Below are 15,953 nucleotides of genomic sequence, written 5' to 3' on the forward strand. Positions count from 1 at the left end.
TTCATAGGCGAACCCGCTGGACAACCATCCAGCAGGTTCAGTCATGTCCGTTGGGCCGATGAAGTCCCACAATCCCCCAAGTTGGATCCAAGCCCGGCCCATGGCCGGGCGCCTGTGAGGACGGTGTTGATGACCACGCCGCTGCACCGGGCTGCTGCGCCTACGGCACAGGGCCTGTACGACCCTGTGGCCGAGCACGACGCGTGCGGTGTCGCCTTCGTGGCGACGCTCCGCGGCACACCCGGACGCGACATCGTTGACGCGGGGCTCACGGCCCTGCTCAACCTGGACCACCGCGGCGCCGTCGGCGCCGAGGAGAACAGCGGTGACGGGGCAGGCATCCTGACCCAGATCCCCGACGCCTTCGTGCGGGACGTCGTCGACGTCGAGCTTCCGCCCGCGGGCCACTACGCGATCGGCATGGCCTTCCTGCCGCAGGACCCCGTGGCTGCGGCCGAGGCGGTCCGGCAGGTCGAGGCCATCGCGGCCGAGGAGAAGCTCGTCGTCCTCGCCTGGCGCGACGTGCCCGTGACCGCGGACCTCGTCGGGCCGAGCGCGCGCGCCTCGATGCCGACGTTCCGCCAGCTCGTGGTCGCCGACCTGACCCGCGAGCTGTCCGGCCTCGAGCTGGACCGTCGGACGTACCGCCTGCGCAAGCGTGCCGAGCACGAGCTGGGGCTGTTCTTCGCGTCGCTGTCCTCGCGCACGCTCACCTACAAGGGCATGCTGACCGTCGCGCAGCTCGAGCCGTTCTTCCCGGACCTCTCGGACCCGCGCTACGCGAGCGAGCTGGTCCTGGTGCACTCGCGCTTCTCGACCAACACGTTCCCGTCGTGGCCGCTGGCCCAGCCGTTCCGCATGATCGCGCACAACGGCGAGATCAACACGGTGCGGGGCAACCGCAACTGGATGGCCGCCCGCCAGGGCATGCTCGCGAGCGACAAGCTGGGCGACCTCGGTCCGCTGCTGCCGGTCTGCTCGGAGGGCTCGAGCGACTCCGCCAGCTTCGACGAGGTGCTCGAGCTGCTGCACCTGTCGGGCCGCTCGCTGCCGCACGCCGTCCTGATGATGGCCCCCGAGGCGTGGGAGAACCACACCGAGATGGACCCGGACCGTCGGGCCTTCTACGAGTACCACTCCACGCTCATGGAGCCGTGGGACGGCCCCGCGTGCCTCAACTTCACCGACGGCACCCTCATCGGCGCCGTGCTGGACCGCAACGGGCTGCGCCCGGGGCGGTACTGGGTGACCGAGGACGGCCTCGTCGTCCTGGCGTCCGAGGCCGGGGTCCTGGACCTCGACCCCGCCACGATCGTGCGCAAGGGCCGGCTCGAGCCGGGCCGCATGTTCCTCGTCGACACCGGCCAGGGCCGGATCATCGAGGACGAGGAGATCAAGGGGCAGCTCGCCGCGCAGCGTCCGTACGCGCAGTGGGTCGCCGACAACTCGGTCTACCTCGACCGCATGCCCGAGCGCGAGCACGTCGCGCACAGCCCCGCCTCGGTCCAGCGTCGCCAGCGGGCGTTCGGGTACACCGAGGAGGAGCTGCGGATCCTGCTCACGCCCATGGCGAGCACGGGCGCCGAGCCGCTCGGCGCCATGGGCACCGACACGCCCATCGCGGTGCTGTCGAGCCGTCCGCGGCTGCTGTTCGACTACTTCACGCAGATGTTCGCCCAGGTCACGAACCCGCCGCTCGACGCGATCCGCGAGGAGCTCGTGACGTCGATCGGCGGGGCGATCGGCCCCGAGCCGAACCTCCTGGACGACAGCCCGCTGCACGCCCGCAAGCTCATCCTGCCGTTCCCGGTGCTCGACAACGACGAGCTCGCGAAGATCCTGCGCGTCGACCGCGACCCGGCCCTCGAGGGCATCTTCCGGGCCGTGACCGTCAAGGGGCTCTATCCCGTCGGCGGCGGCGGCGAGGCGCTCCAGGAGCGCCTCGAGGAGATCTTCGCCGAGGTCGACCAGCACGTGGCCGAGGGCGCGAGCTTCATCGTGCTCTCCGACCGTGACTCGAACCAGGAGCTCGCGCCGATCCCGTCGCTGCTCCTGTCGAGCGCGGTGCACCACCACCTGCTGCGCCGTCACACGCGCACCCAGGTCTCGCTCGTCGTGGAGGCCGGTGACGTCCGCGAGGTGCACCACGTGGCCCTCCTGATCGGCTACGGCGCGGCCGCGGTCAACCCGTACCTCGCGATGGAGACCGTCGAGGACCTCGCCAAGTCGGGCTTCGTCACGGTCAGCCCCGAGCAGGCGGTGAAGAACCTCATCAAGGCGCTCGGCAAGGGCGTCCTGAAGGTCATGAGCAAGATGGGCATCTCGACCATCTCCTCGTACCGGGGTGCGCAGGTCTTCGAGGCCCTCGGGCTCTCGCACGAGCTCGTCGCGGACTACTTCGCCGGGACCACGAGCCGCCTCGGCGGCATCGGCCTCGACGTCCTCGCGGCCGAGGTCGCCGCACGGCACGCCGAGGCCTACCCGGCCTCGGGCAACCACCAGGCGCACGTCCGTCTCACCACGGGCGGCGAGTACCAGTGGCGCCGTGACGGCGAGGAGCACCTCTTCGACCCGGAGACGGTCTTCCGCCTGCAGCACGCGACGCGCGAGCGCCGGTACGACGTCTTCCGCCAGTACACCCAGCGGGTCGACGACCAGTCGACGCGTCTGATGACGCTGCGCGGGCTCCTGGAGTTCCAGGAGGGGCAGCGCCCCGCGCTGTCGGTCGACGAGGTCGAGCCGGTCAGCGAGATCGTCAAGCGCTTCAACACCGGCGCGATGTCCTACGGTTCCATCTCGGCCGAGACGCACGAGACCCTCGCGATCGCGATGAACCGCCTCGGCGGACGGTCGAACACGGGGGAGGGCGGGGAGGACTCCGAGCGCCTGTACGACCCGGAGCGTCGCTCGAAGGTCAAGCAGATCGCGTCGGGCCGCTTCGGCGTCACGTCCGAGTACCTGACCAACGCGGACGACATCCAGATCAAGCTCGCCCAGGGCGCCAAGCCCGGCGAGGGCGGTCAGCTGCCGGGCCACAAGGTCTACCCGTGGGTCGCCAAGACGCGTCACTCGACGCCGGGCGTCGGGCTCATCTCCCCGCCGCCGCACCACGACATCTACTCGATCGAGGACCTGGCGCAGCTCATCCACGACGCCAAGAACGCGAACCCGTCGGCTCGCGTGCACGTCAAGCTCGTGAGCGAGTTCGGCGTGGGCACCGTGGCGACCGGTGTGTCCAAGGCGCACGCGGACGTCGTCCTCATCTCGGGGCACGACGGCGGCACGGGCGCCAGCCCGTTGACCTCGCTCAAGCACGCGGGCACCCCGTGGGAGCTCGGCCTGGCCGAGACCCAGCAGACGCTCGTGCTGAACAACCTGCGCGACCGCATCGTGGTCCAGGTCGACGGTCAGATGAAGACCGGGCGCGACGTCGTGATCGGTGCGCTGCTCGGCGCCGAGGAGTTCGGCTTCGCGACGGCACCCATGGTCGTCTCGGGCTGCGTCATGATGCGCGTGTGCCACCTGGACACGTGCCCTGTCGGCGTCGCGACGCAGAACCCCGAGCTGCGGGCCCGCTTCACGGGCAAGCCGGAGTTCGTCGTGAACTTCTTCGAGTTCATCGCCGAGGAGGTGCGGGAGCACCTGGCCCGCCTCGGGTTCCGTTCGATCGAGGAGGCCGTCGGCCACGTCGAGGCGCTCGACACGCGCAAGGCGGTCGAGCACTGGAAGGCCCAGGGTCTCGACCTCGGGCCCGTGCTCGAGAAGCCGCAGCCGGTCGAGGGCTCGTCGCTGCGCAACACGACGACGCAGGACCACGGCCTCGAGCGCGCGCTGGACAACCAGCTCATCGCGCTGGCGACCGACGCGCTCGAGAACCGCGAGCCCGTGCGCATCGCCCTGCCGATCCGCAACGTCAACCGCACCGTGGGCACCATGCTGGGTCACGAGGTGACCAAGCGGTACCGCGGCGAGGGCCTGGCCGACGACACGATCGACGTCTCCCTCACGGGGTCGGCCGGTCAGTCGATGGGCGCGTTCCTGCCGCGAGGCATCACGCTGCGCCTGTTCGGCGACGCGAACGACTACGTCGGAAAGGGGCTGTCGGGCGGACGCATCATCGTCCGTCCGGACCGTGCCGCGGTCCTCACGGGGTCGAGCAACGTCGTCGCGGGCAACGTCATCGGCTACGGCGCCACGTCCGGGCAGATCTTCCTGCGCGGCCTGGTGGGCGAGCGCTTCGCGGTCCGTAACTCCGGTGCCACGCTCGTCGTGGAGGGCGTGGGCGACCACGGCCTGGAGTACATGACCGGCGGCTCGGTCGTGATCCTCGGTCCGACCGGGCGCAACCTCGGCGCGGGGATGTCGGGAGGCACGGCCTACGTGCTCGACCTGCGCCCGCAGGCGATGAACACGACCGGGGTGTCCTCGGGCGAGCTGCTGCTCGACCCGCTCGACGACGCGGACGCCGCGCTCGTCGAGGGCCTGGTCCGGACGCACCTCGAGGAGACGGGCTCGACCGTCGCGGCCGAGCTGCTCGAGGACTTCGACGCGGCCCGCGCTCGCTTCACGCGCATCCTGCCGGCCGAGTTCGCCCGCGTGCGCAAGGCGCTCGCGCAGGCCGAGCTCGACGGTCTCGATCCTGCCGCCCCCGGCGTGTGGGACCAGATCTTGGAGGTGGCCCGTGGCTGATCCCCGCGGATTCCTGAAGGTGCGGGAGCGTGAGCTCCCGCCCAACCGCCCTGTCGAGGTCCGTCTGCGCGACTGGCGCGACGTCCACGAGCACCGTGTCGAGGGGCAGCCGTTCCTCAAGGAGCAGGCGGGCCGCTGCATGGACTGCGGCATCCCGTTCTGCCACCAGGGGTGCCCGCTCGGGAACCTCATCCCCGAGTGGAACGACCTGGTGTGGCGTGACCAGTGGGCCGAGGCCAGCGAGCGGCTGCACGAGACGAACAACTTCCCGGAGTTCACGGGGCGCGTGTGCCCGGCTCCGTGCGAGTCGAGCTGCGTGCTGGGTATCAACCAGCCGGCCGTGACGATCAAGAACGTCGAGGTCTCGATCATCGACGAGGCGTTCGCTCGAGGCTTCGTCACGCCGCACGTGCCCCAGCGCCTCACGGGCTCGACGGTCGCCGTCGTCGGGTCGGGGCCGGCGGGGCTCGCCGCGGCGCAGCAGCTCACGCGCGCCGGCCACACGGTCGTCGTGTACGAGCGTGACGCCGCGATCGGCGGCCTGCTGCGGTTCGGCATCCCGGACTTCAAGCTCGAGAAGACGCACATCGACCGCCGTCTCGCGCAGATGGAGGCCGAGGGCACGCGCTTCCGCGCGGGCGTGGAGATCGGCGTGGACATCACCTGGGACGAGCTGAGGCGTCGGTTCGACGCCGTCGTGCTCGCCACGGGTGCGACGATCCCGCGCGCGCTCCAGGTGCCGGGCAACGACCTGGACGGCGTGCACTTCGCGATGGAGTTCCTGCACCAGGCCAACACCGTGGTCGCGGGCGGGACGGTCGAGGACCAGATCGTCGCGACGGGCAAGAACGTCATCATCATCGGCGGTGGAGACACCGGTTCCGACTGCCTGGGCACCTCGCTCCGGCAGGGCGCAGCGAGTGTCACGACCCTCGCGATCGGCAAGCAGCCGCCGCGCGAGCGGGCCGCGAGCCAGCCCTGGCCGACCGACCCGATCCTGTTCGAGGTCTCGTCCTCGCACGAGGAGGGTGGTGAGCGCGCCTACCTGGCCTCGACCGTCGAGTTCCTCGCGGACGAGGACGGTCGGGTGCGCGCGCTGGTCGTCGCCGAGACCGAGTACCTCCCCGACGGCCGTCGTGTCCCGAAGGCCGGCACCGAGAAGGAGATCCCTGCCGATCTCGTGCTCGTGGCCATGGGCTTCACGGGGCCGGAGACGGACTCGCTCTCGGCGCAGTCCGACATCGAGCTGACGGCGCGCGGGCTCGTGGCGCGCGGCGACGACTTCGCGGCCACCGTGCCGGGTGTCTTCGTCGCGGGCGACGCCGGCCGGGGCCAGTCGCTCATCGTGTGGGCGATCGCCGAGGGTCGTGCCGCGGCGGCGTCGGTCGACGCGTACCTGCAGGGCAGCAGCGAGCTGCCCGCTCCGGTGCGCGCGTCGACCGTGTCGCTGAGAGCATGACAGGACAGTGAGACGCGCCCCGGAGTCCGGTCAGGACGTCGGGGTGGAGACGGGGCCCAGGCAGGGGCCCGAAGCGGTCCGGTTCCGCCGGACACGAAGGAACAACGAGGCTGGAGAAATGCGCAGAGCAAAGATCGTTTGCACCATCGGACCCGCGACCGAGTCGAAGGAGCAGCTCCGGGCGCTCGTCGATGCCGGGATGGACGTGGCGCGGATCAACCGCAGCCACGGCAGCGCCGAGGAGCACGCAGCCGTCTACCACGGCGTGCGCGAGGCCGCTGCGGCGTCGGGCCGTTCGGTCGCGGTGCTCGTCGACCTGCAGGGCCCCAAGATCCGCCTGGGCCGCTTCGGCGGCGACGAGAAGCACTGGCTCAACGAGGGTGACGTCTTCACCATCACGACCGAGGACGTCGTCGGCACCAAGGAGCTCGTCTCCACGACGCACAAGGGTCTGCCGGGCGACGCTCGCGTCGGTGACCCGATCCTCATCGACGACGGCAAGGTGCTCGTCCGCGTCACCGCCGTCGAGGGCCCGCGCGTCGTGACGCGCGTCGAGGTCGCAGGCCCCGTGTCGAACAACAAGGGCCTGAACCTCCCGGGCGTCGCGGTCTCCGTGCCGGCGCTGTCCGAGAAGGACCGCGACGACCTGCGCTGGGCGCTCCGCCTGGGCGCCGACATCATCGCGCTGTCGTTCGTCCGCTCCGCGGCGGACTTCGACGACGTCAAGGCGATCATGGACGAGGAGGGCCGCACGGTCCCCGTCGTCGCGAAGATCGAGAAGCCGCAGGCCGTCGAGAACCTCGCCGAGATCGTCGACGCGTTCGACGGCGTGATGGTCGCTCGTGGTGACCTCGCGGTCGAGCTCCCGCTCGAGCAGGTCCCGCTCGTGCAGAAGCGCATCGTCGAGATGGCTCGCCGCAACGCGAAGCCCGTCATCGTCGCGACGCAGGTGCTCGAGTCCATGACGAACTCGCCGCGCCCCACGCGCGCCGAGGCGTCGGACTGCGCGAACGCCGTCCTCGACGGGGCCGACGCCGTCATGCTCTCGGGCGAGACGAGCGTGGGCGAGTTCCCGATCCTCACGGTCGAGACGATGGCCCGCATCATCGAGGCGACCGAGGAGGCGGGCCGTGAGCGCATGGCTCCGCTCGGCTCGACGCCGCACACGCGTGGTGGCGCCATCACGCGCGCCGCTGCGGAGATCGGTGAGATCCTCGGGGCGAAGTACCTCGCGACGTTCACGCAGTCGGGGGACTCGGCTCGCCGCATGTCTCGTCTGCGTTCGTCGATCCCGCTGCTCGCGTTCACGCCGCGCGAGCACGTGCGCAACGTCCTGTCGCTCACGTGGGGCACCCAGACGTACCAGGTGCCCGAGGTGCACAACACCGACGCGATGGTCGGCCAGGTCGACACGACCCTGCAGGCCAACGGCCTGGCAGAGGTGGGCGACCTCGTGGTCGTCGTCTCCGGCGCCCCTGTGGGCCAGCCGGGCACGACGAACTCGATCCTCGTGCACCGGATCGGTGACAGCACGGACGTCTGATCCGCGCTGACCTCTGGTCGACGCAGGGCCCCGGTGGCCGGACGCGCTCCTCGCGCGTCCGGCCACCGGGGCCTCGTCGTTCCTGCCCGACGCGGCGCTCGCCCTGGGCGGTCGGGCGGTACGCCCGGTGCGGACCGGCGCGCGCTGGCGGCTCACGAACCGTCAGGCCCCGAGCGCGAGGTGCACCGCGAGGCCGAGGATCACGAGCCCGCCGACGGCCGCGGTGACCCGTTGGCCCGTGTCGTCGGTCAGCGCGCGTCCGAGCACCGCGCCGCCGCCCGCGACGACGAGCTGCCAGCTCGCGGAGGCGAAGAACGCCGCGACGACGAACACCGCTCGCTCGGGGCCGGTCGCGTCGGGACTGAGAGCCCCGCCCGCGACGAGCACGGCGAAGTAGACGACGGTCGCCGGGTTGACGAGGGTCAGCCCGAGCAGCGTCGCGTAGGCGCGCACCGGCGTGGTGTCGCCGGTCGCCGGGCGGGGCGTGGCGCCGTCGGGCACGACGCGCTGGAGAGCAGGGCGGAACGTGCGCCACGCGAGGAGCCCGAGGACCGCGACCGACGCCCACGTGAGCGGCGTGCGGATCGACGCGACGAACGGCGCGACGACCGCGCCCGCGACCACGGCGATCGTCGCGTAGACGCCGTCCGCGGTCGCCGTGCCCAGGCCCGCCGCCGCGCCCACGGTGAAACGCGTGCGCGCCGTGAGCGTCACGAGGTAGACCGCGATGGCGCCGACGGGGATCGCGATCGCGTACCCGGCGACGAGGCCCGCGACGAGCGCGGCCGTCATCGGTCCGGGTGAGGTCGCCGCGACGGGAGGCCCTGCTGTCGCCGGGCAGGTCGCGCGGGAGCGGCGTGCGGGCGGGGAGCGGGCGTCGTCGGCATGGAACGAGGATCACCCCTGAGGGCCGGGCCGTCAAGCGTCCTTCGGTGGCGTCCCGTCCTCCTGCCCGACGGCGCCGCTCGCCCCCGGGTGAAGGGACGGGTCGGTCGTCAGCCGACGAGCAGGGCCGCGGCGACCGCGCCCACCAGCATGCCGAGCACGAGTCCCGTGACGACCTCCGCGCGGGAGTGGTCGCGCACGCCGAGCCGGGCGAGGCCCACGACCGCTGCGACGACCAGCAGGCCGGCCGTGAGCCACCACGACAGCGCGGTCGCCACGCCCGCCGCCACGGAGAAGACGCCCGTGTGCACCGACGCCCGCACGACCGGGGTCACGAGGGCGAGCGCGACGACCCCCGCGAGGTACGCCGTGAGGAGCTGGGTCAGCAGAGCAGGCGCCCCGGTGGCGTGCAGCACGAGGATCGCGGTGACCTCGATGACGATCAGCCCGGCGAAGACGACCAGGCGCTGGGCGCGGGGACGCACGTGTCGCGACTCGAGGACCCGCAGGCGGGCCAGGCCGTGGACGAACAGGTAGGGCAGCCCGCCGCACAGGAGCACGGCGAGGGCGACGTGGCGGAGGCCCGAGATGCCGGGGGAGGCGTACAGCGCGGTCGCGAGCACGAGCGCGGCGACCGTGTAGCCGGGGGCGAGCACCTCGGTCACGAGGACGGCCCAGCGGGGGACGCGCGCCGTGGCGTCCGAGGCCGGCTCGGCCGACGGCGCGGTGGGGACGGGGTGGGGCATGGCTCTCCGGTGTGCGGGCGGTGTGCGGTCGCGGTCAGTGGTGGTCGTCGCGCTCGTTGCTCCGCGGGAGCGGCGAGCCCTCGCGCCCGTCGTACCCGAGCACGGACACGAGGACGCTCTCGCGCCGCTCGCTGGTCTGCTCCCGGAACGCCCGGCCGAGGTCTCGCAGCGCGTCGTCGTCGGTGACCCAGTCGCTCCAGTCGGCGGGGACAGGTGGGCGTTCGTCCATCCCCCGGCGGGTCGCGGCGACGTCGATCTGCAGGGCGCGCAGGACGGGCTCGGGAGCCTCGCCGACGAGGGAGCGGACCCGCGCCGCGTCCTGCGGCTCGGAGTACCGGGCGAGGGTCGCGAGCGCGTCCATGATCTCGATCGTGCGGTGGTACTCCGCGACCTCCGGCCGGACGGCGGGCAGCCGGGACTCGGCGACCGTGTCGACGAGGTGGGCGTGCAGCGCGCTGAGGTCCGCGCGCCGACGGCGCCGGGTCCGGGCGGCCGTGAGCAGGTGTCCCATGATCCCGATCGTGAGCAGGACGCTCGACGTCGCGATGAGGTACCGGGTGCGGATGCCCAGGACGCGGAACTGCTCGACGCCGTCGGGTTCCTGCAGGACGATGTTGACGGCGCTGAGCAGCGCCCACAGGACGCCGACGAACGCGCCGGCCGCGGCCAGGTCCATGCCCCACCGGCCACCGCGCGGTCGCTCGCCCCGGGCCCGGAGGGTCGAGACGCCGAACGTGGCCGTGGCCCACAGGAACGCGCCGTAGTAGGCGGCCCAGTAGAGGGCCATCCATGGCTTGCCCGCGGTCTGGAAGTCGAAGTCCCGTCGTTCCCACGGCCCGTTGAGGACGAAGACCACGACGAGCACGCTCACGACGCCGACCACGCCCGTGACGACGAAGCGGGGACGAGGACGCCGGCCCTGGGTCCCCTGGACCCAGGCCGCGATGCACAGGCAGCCGGCGACGAGCAGCGCGTGCTTGGCGAGCTCGTGCAGCCCGGCGGGGGCGCTGGTCAGCACGAAGGACTCCACGGCGTCGATCCGCAGCGCGGACGCCGCAGCCACGAGGCCCAGGCCCCAGGTGAGCGCGCGGTCGCCGTCGAGGTGGGAGCGGTGCCGCAGGGCGGTCCACACCGCGGCCCCGGCGAAGAGCAGGAAGGCGAGGTAGGTCACCGGTAGCGCTCCATGCCGGCGAGCCGGTGGGCGACACCACCCGTCGCCTCGATCGACATCATGAGCTCGCTCGCGAGGGACTCGGCACGGTGCTCGACGGGGTCCTCGTAGCGGTTGCGCCGCTGCGGGCCGGGGGGCGGGGCCGTGGGGTCCTCGCACGCGTCGAGGATGTGGACGAGCTCGTGGGCGATGATGTGCCGGCGGTGGCGCGCGGACAGGGCGGCCTCGGAGCTGACGAGGATCTTCTCGCCGTCCGGCAGGCTGAGCCACATCCCCGAGACGCCTTCGCCGAGCGGGCCGTCGACGACGTCGACGGGTCGCCCGCGCCGGGTCGCGACGATCGCGCGCGCCTCGTCGATGCTGCGTGCGCGGTCGAGGCCGGCGTCGGTGAGCCAGGCGCGATGGTCGGTCACGGTTCGTCGTCGGGGTCGACCGCCGGCAGGGACTGCATGCGTCGCATCTGGTCGAGGAGCTGGGTCACCGCGCGGACGTTCTCCGCCGAGAGCCCTTCGGCGCGCATCGCGAAGGCCTCGACGCCGTGGTCGGTGAGGGCGAGGCGCAGCTCCTTCTTGGGGTCTTCTCCCGTGTCGAGCAGGTCCTTGGGCTCGACACCGAAGTACGCCGCGAGGCCCTCGATGATGCGCAGCGAGGGCGAGGTCCGGTGGCCACCGCGCAGCGCGCTCAGGTAGGCCTCCTTCACGGCGTAGCCGTGCTCGGTCATCCAGGTCGCGACCTCGCGGTTGGTCGCGCCGCGTCCGGCGCGCTGCCTGTTCGCGAACAGCTCGTTCAGCCGGTGCTGGAACGCGCGGCTGAGCCGCTCGCCCGGGGGTGTCTCCTGTGTCGTCACGAGTCGATTGTCCCAGGAGCAGCGGTGTGGTGGTAGCGGGCGGGACCAGGTGGGCTCGACGGCGGGACGTGGCGTCGAACCGTCCGGTGGAAGGCCGGCGTCGAGGCGGTGGGCGGGAGCCCGCTCGTGACGGCATCGTGCGGCCCCTGCGCACGTGTGGTGCAGTTCACATGAGAGCTCTCTCATCTACGGGAACTTCGCCTCCCGCGTCGCAGTGCTCTCAGTAGAGTACGGATGTCGCGCTCGTGACGGTCGAGGCCTTGGGGGTCGTGCGTCCCGTCCGAGTGCGACCGCCCGGCGCCTCCGGGGGAGCAGGGGGTCCCCGGAGGGCGCCGGTGCCGTGCTGCCCCGCGGCCTTCCCCCGGTCGGACCGCTCCCGGCTAGGCCTGTGCAGCCGCCTCGCGCCTCGCGTGCTCGACGCCGAGCGCCCTGTCCAGGTCGTCGAGGACGCGCCGGGCCTCCTCGACGTCCCACGTCGTCCCCTGCAGCTCGAACTCGAAGAGCACGGGGCGCCCCGACGTCCGGGCGATCTGACGGCACGCGGCCTGGTAGTGCTCGCCGAAGTTCCTGTTGCCCGACCCCATGACCCCCACCAGACGGCGCCGCGTGAGCGGGCTCGCGAGGAAGCGGCGCACCGGTTCGGGGATGGTGTCGTTGTCGACGTTCCCCGTTTTGTACGACGGCGTGAGCAGCACCCAGGGCCCGTCCGGGACGGAGCGGCGGACCTCGCGGTCACCCAGGTCGAGGACCTCGCGGCCCAGGCGGTGCGCGAACGAGCGCACCATGCCCGACGCCGACGAGTAGAAGTAGACGACGGTGCGTACCGGGCTCCCCGTGGCGCCGAGGTCCCCGGGTGAGCCCGCAGCGAGAGGAGCGTGATCGGGACGGTCGGCGTCGGGCATGGGTGTGGCACTCCTCAGGGGGTGGGGGACCCTCCAGTCCACACCTGCCCCGCCCTGCTCGCCAGGGCACAAGGTCCCGTCCCGCGGTGGAAAGGTGTGGTCGGCGTGCGCTCGCGGCCGGGTTCGCCGACGGCCGACGCGCGACGTCGCGGGCAGGCCCGGCGACAGGTTGTGCGTCAGAACCGACAGGTTATGCAAACCGACGGCCCGCCCCGTCGGGTGTGCGCTGTGATGAGTTCGTTATCAACCGACCAGCGGCACCAACGTCGCTGGCCACCTGGACGTCGCAGCCCTCCGCGGAGGTGGGTACTGACTCCGACGTCGCCCGAGTCCGCCCGGTCGACGGCGTAGGCGGGGCGATCCCACCACGCGGCAGCTCGTGGACAGTCGAAGGAGACACACCAGTGGACCCACGCAGGCATCCCGCCCCTCCCGGGGCCGACGCCGTGTCCAGCGACCACTCCCCGGCGAGCTCCGGGGCGAGCCCCCGGCTCGCGCGGACGCGGGCCCGAGGACACCGGGGAGGCGATCGTGCGCTCGTTCTGGGCTGATCTCTCCGAGCGTCGGCCCACGGTCGCGCAGTTCATCATGTTCTCGCTCCTGAGCACAGGGATGACGGTGCTCCAGCTGGCGCTCATGCCGTTGTTCAAGGGGATCTTCAACCTGACGCCCCTCGTGGACCAGACGTTCCAGGCGCTCGCCGTGAGCACGAACGCGGACGGCTCGCCGTTCTACCTCTTCGACTACGCGGCGGGTGCCCTTCCCGGCGGCGGCGGGGGACTGGCGTACTTCCTCGCGGTGCAGGTCACGCTGCTCATCGCCCAGGTCATCAACTTCTTCCTCCAGCGCAACGTCACGTTCAAGTCGGACACGAACATCTGGCGTGCTGCCGCCTGGTACTTCGTCGCCTACGTGGTGATCACCTTCGCGGCCGCAGCGCTGCAGGGCTTCTACAAGGAACCGATCTACCAGTGGATGGTCGAGCGCTGGGGCAGCACCGGGGAGGTCGGGGCGGACCTCGTCACGATGATCATCAACGCGCTGATCTCGGTCGTCGTGTACTTCCCGATCCTCAAGATCATCTTCAGGCAGACGCCCGGGACCGACGGGGGTGCGGGTGCCGGACCGGCCGACGTCGCCGTCGCGCCGACCGAGCCCCTCGCCGAGGCGGCGCGCTAGACCGCGACACCTGGCCTCAGAGCAACGCAGCCCGTCGTACCGGTCGGGCGTGCAGAACCACACCAGTGCACCCATGAGAGACGACCTCCGTGGGGGAACGGAAGCAGAACCATGACGGAAGAACTGACCACGCTCGAGAAGGCCGCACTCCTCAGCGGGGAGAGCGTCTGGGAGACGCGGGCGGTACCTCGGCACGGCATCCGGACGTTGTGGCTGTCCGACGGTCCGCACGGCATCCGCAAGCAGACGGGCTCGGCCGACCACCTCGGCCTGGGTGCGTCGCAGCCCGCGACCTGCTTCCCGACGGCGGCCACGCTCGCGAACAGCTGGGACCCCGAGCTGGCGCTGTCGGTCGGGGAGGCGCTCGGCGCCGAGGCCGCGCACCAGGGTGTGGACGTCTTGCTCGGCCCTGGTCTCAACGTCAAGCGCAGCCCGCTGTGCGGGCGCAACTTCGAGTACTTCTCCGAGGACCCGCTTCTGTCCGGGCGTCTCGCTGCCGGCTACGTGCGGGGCATCCAGTCGCGGGGCGTCGCGGCCTGCCCCAAGCACTTCGCGGCGAACAGCCAGGAGCTGCGCCGCATGACGAGCGACTCCGTCGTGGACGAGCGGACGCTGCGTGAGATCTACCTGACCGGCTTCGAGGTCGTGGTCCGTGAGTCCTCGCCCTTCTCGATCATGTCGAGCTACAACCTGATCAACGGCACGTACGCCAACGAGAACCCGTTCCTGCTCCAGCAGGTGCTGCGGGACGAGTGGGGCTTCGACGGTGCGGTCGTGACGGACTGGGGCGGCGGCAACGACGCGGTCGAGGCGGTCCGCCGCGGCGGGACGCTCGAGATGCCCTCGCCGGGCCTGGACTCGGCGGCGCAGATCGTCGCCGCCGTCGAGCGCGGCGACCTGGACGTGGCCGACCTCGACGCGCGCGTCGAGGAGATGAAGGTCCTCGCGAGCCGGATCGGCGGGGCGGGACGTGAGGTCGACCTCGACGCCCACCACGAGCTGGCGCGCACCGTCGCCGAGCAGAGCGTGGTGCTGCTGCGCAACGAGGACCACCTCCTGCCGTTGGCGTCGGGGACCCGGGTCGCGGTCGTCGGAGACTTCGCCGAGACGCCCCGCTACCAGGGCGCCGGCTCCTCGGTCGTCAACCCGACCCGGCTCACGACGGCCCTGGATGCCCTGAGCGCCTCGGACCTGCAGGTCGTGGCGACCGCGCAGGGCTTCACGCGCGGCGGGTCCTCGGACCCCGCGCTCGTCGCGGAGGCCGTCGACGCGGCGCGCACCGCGGACGTGGTCCTGCTGTACCTGGGCCTGGACGAGATCAGCGAGTCGGAGGGGCAGGACCGGAGCCACCTGCGGCTGCCGCAGAGCCAGGTCGAGCTGCTGGCGCGGCTCTCCTCGGTCACGAGCCGGATCGTGGTCGTCCTGAGCGCCGGGTCCGTCGTGGAGGTGCCCTGGCTGTCGCAGTGCGGCGCCCTGGTCCACGGCTACCTGGGCGGTCAGGGCGGCGCAGAGGCGGTGGTGCGCGTCCTCACGGGGGCCGTGAACCCGTCGGGCCGTCTCGCGGAGACGTACCCCGTCCGGCTCGAGGACGTCCCCAACGTGCGGTACTACCCGGGCGAAGGGGTCGACGCCGAGTACCGCGAAGGGCCCTACGTGGGCTACCGCTACTACTCGACGGTCGGCGTCCCGGTCACGTTCCCCTTCGGGTTCGGGCTGAGCTACACGACGTTCGACTACGCCGACCTCGCGGTCGACGCCGACGGCGTGACGTTCACCCTGACCAACACGGGTGACGTCGCGGGGGCCGAGGTCGCCCAGCTCTACGTCGGGCGTCAGGACGCCGACGGCGTGCACCGTCCCGTGCGCGAGCTCAAGGGCTTCGCGAAGGTGCACCTCGCGCCGGGCGAGTCCCGACGTGTGCGCATCGACTTCGACCGGTTCACGTTCCGGCACTTCTCGACGACGTCGGGCACCTGGGAGACCGAGGGGGGTGCCTGGACGCTCGCCGTGGCCTCCGACGTGGAGACCGTTCTCCTGGAGGCCGATCACGTCGTCGCGGGCACTGCCGCGAGCGCGGTCCCGGCGTTGCCCGCGGAGTACCGGACCGGCCGCGTGACCGACGTGTCCGACGAGGCGTTCGCCGCGCTCCTGGGCCGTCCGCTCGCCCTGCGAGGCCGAGGGACCGGGCCGCTCGGCGTCAACAGCCCGTTGTCGGACATGGAGCACGCACGGAGCCCGCTGGCCCGGTTCGCCTACCGCGAGCTCGCTCGACGGATCGCGCGGGCCGAGGCCAAGGGCACCCCGGACCTGAACCTCCTGTTCCTGCGCGGCATGCCGTTCAGGGCGATCGCGAAGATGACGAACGGCGCGATGAGCATGTACATGGCCGAGGGCCTGCTCACGATCGTCAACGGCCACTTCTTCCGCGGGGCGGGGGCCCTGGTCTCAGGGTTCTTCCGCAACCGTCGGGCGACCCGTCGGATGCGGGCCGAGCTCGCGCGCTGACGCGCTCGTCCGGTTCGTTCCTTTTCC

At 71.9% G+C, this 15,953-nt stretch carries 11 protein-coding genes; 5 read left to right on the top strand and 6 right to left on the bottom strand.

The features are described from left to right. The first annotated feature begins 129 nt into the window (after window positions 1–129). The 3 genes from gltB (at window position 130) to pyk (ending at window position 7,691) form a co-directional block, all read left to right on the top strand. Window positions 130–4,689 carry a glutamate synthase large subunit gene (gene gltB, locus ACZDYF_RS16880; RefSeq protein ID WP_191791281.1) on the top strand — a complete coding sequence of 1,520 codons (4,560 nt, stop codon included), beginning with the start codon at window positions 130–132 and terminating at the stop codon, window positions 4,687–4,689. Next, a complete protein-coding gene (locus ACZDYF_RS16885) occupies window positions 4,682–6,148 on the top strand; it encodes a glutamate synthase subunit beta (RefSeq protein ID WP_191791280.1) in 1,467 nt (488 codons plus the stop codon). The genes gltB and ACZDYF_RS16885 overlap by 8 nt, the downstream gene beginning before the upstream one ends. Window positions 6,149–6,266: 118 nt before the next feature. Beyond that, complete coding sequence (gene pyk / locus ACZDYF_RS16890) at window positions 6,267–7,691, top strand: pyruvate kinase (protein WP_191791279.1); 1,425 nt, start codon at window positions 6,267–6,269, stop codon at window positions 7,689–7,691. A 162-nt stretch (window positions 7,692–7,853) separates the two neighbouring features. Here pyk and ACZDYF_RS16895 read toward each other — a convergent pair whose 3' ends face one another. From ACZDYF_RS16895 to nrdI, 6 genes are all read right to left on the bottom strand, one after another. Next, window positions 7,854–8,483, bottom strand: a complete 630-nt coding sequence (locus ACZDYF_RS16895; RefSeq protein ID WP_475059985.1) for a LysE family transporter — start codon at window positions 8,481–8,483, stop codon at window positions 7,854–7,856. Window positions 8,484–8,686: 203 nt separating this feature from the next. Continuing rightward, complete coding sequence (locus tag ACZDYF_RS16900; RefSeq protein ID WP_475059991.1) at window positions 8,687–9,322, bottom strand: hypothetical protein; 636 nt, start codon at window positions 9,320–9,322, stop codon at window positions 8,687–8,689. Window positions 9,323–9,356: 34 nt separating this feature from the next. Further along, window positions 9,357–10,493 carry a DUF6545 domain-containing protein gene (locus ACZDYF_RS16905; protein WP_191791276.1) on the bottom strand — a complete coding sequence of 379 codons (1,137 nt, stop codon included), beginning with the start codon at window positions 10,491–10,493 and terminating at the stop codon, window positions 9,357–9,359. Continuing rightward, complete coding sequence (locus ACZDYF_RS16910) at window positions 10,490–10,906, bottom strand: ImmA/IrrE family metallo-endopeptidase (protein WP_191791275.1); 417 nt, start codon at window positions 10,904–10,906, stop codon at window positions 10,490–10,492. The genes ACZDYF_RS16905 and ACZDYF_RS16910 overlap by 4 nt, the downstream gene beginning before the upstream one ends. Continuing rightward, window positions 10,903–11,340, bottom strand: a complete 438-nt coding sequence (locus ACZDYF_RS16915) for an XRE family transcriptional regulator (RefSeq protein ID WP_191791274.1) — start codon at window positions 11,338–11,340, stop codon at window positions 10,903–10,905. The genes ACZDYF_RS16910 and ACZDYF_RS16915 overlap by 4 nt, the downstream gene beginning before the upstream one ends. A 380-nt stretch (window positions 11,341–11,720) precedes the next feature. Then, window positions 11,721–12,242 (bottom strand): class Ib ribonucleoside-diphosphate reductase assembly flavoprotein NrdI, encoded by a 522-nt coding sequence (gene nrdI / locus ACZDYF_RS16920; protein ID WP_191791273.1) that lies wholly within the window; start codon window positions 12,240–12,242, stop codon window positions 11,721–11,723. 531 nt (window positions 12,243–12,773) lie between these two features. On the opposite strand from nrdI, the gene ACZDYF_RS16925 reads away from it, so the two are divergent. After that, window positions 12,774–13,421, top strand: a complete 648-nt coding sequence (locus tag ACZDYF_RS16925) for a hypothetical protein (protein WP_400274979.1) — start codon at window positions 12,774–12,776, stop codon at window positions 13,419–13,421. A 111-nt stretch (window positions 13,422–13,532) separates the two neighbouring features. Continuing rightward, window positions 13,533–15,926, top strand: coding sequence for a glycoside hydrolase family 3 C-terminal domain-containing protein (locus ACZDYF_RS16930; protein ID WP_475059999.1), 2,394 nt, complete (start codon window positions 13,533–13,535; stop codon window positions 15,924–15,926). The last annotated feature ends 27 nt before the right edge of the window (window positions 15,927–15,953 follow it).

Source organism: Oerskovia sp. PE-21s, from assembly GCF_056158145.1.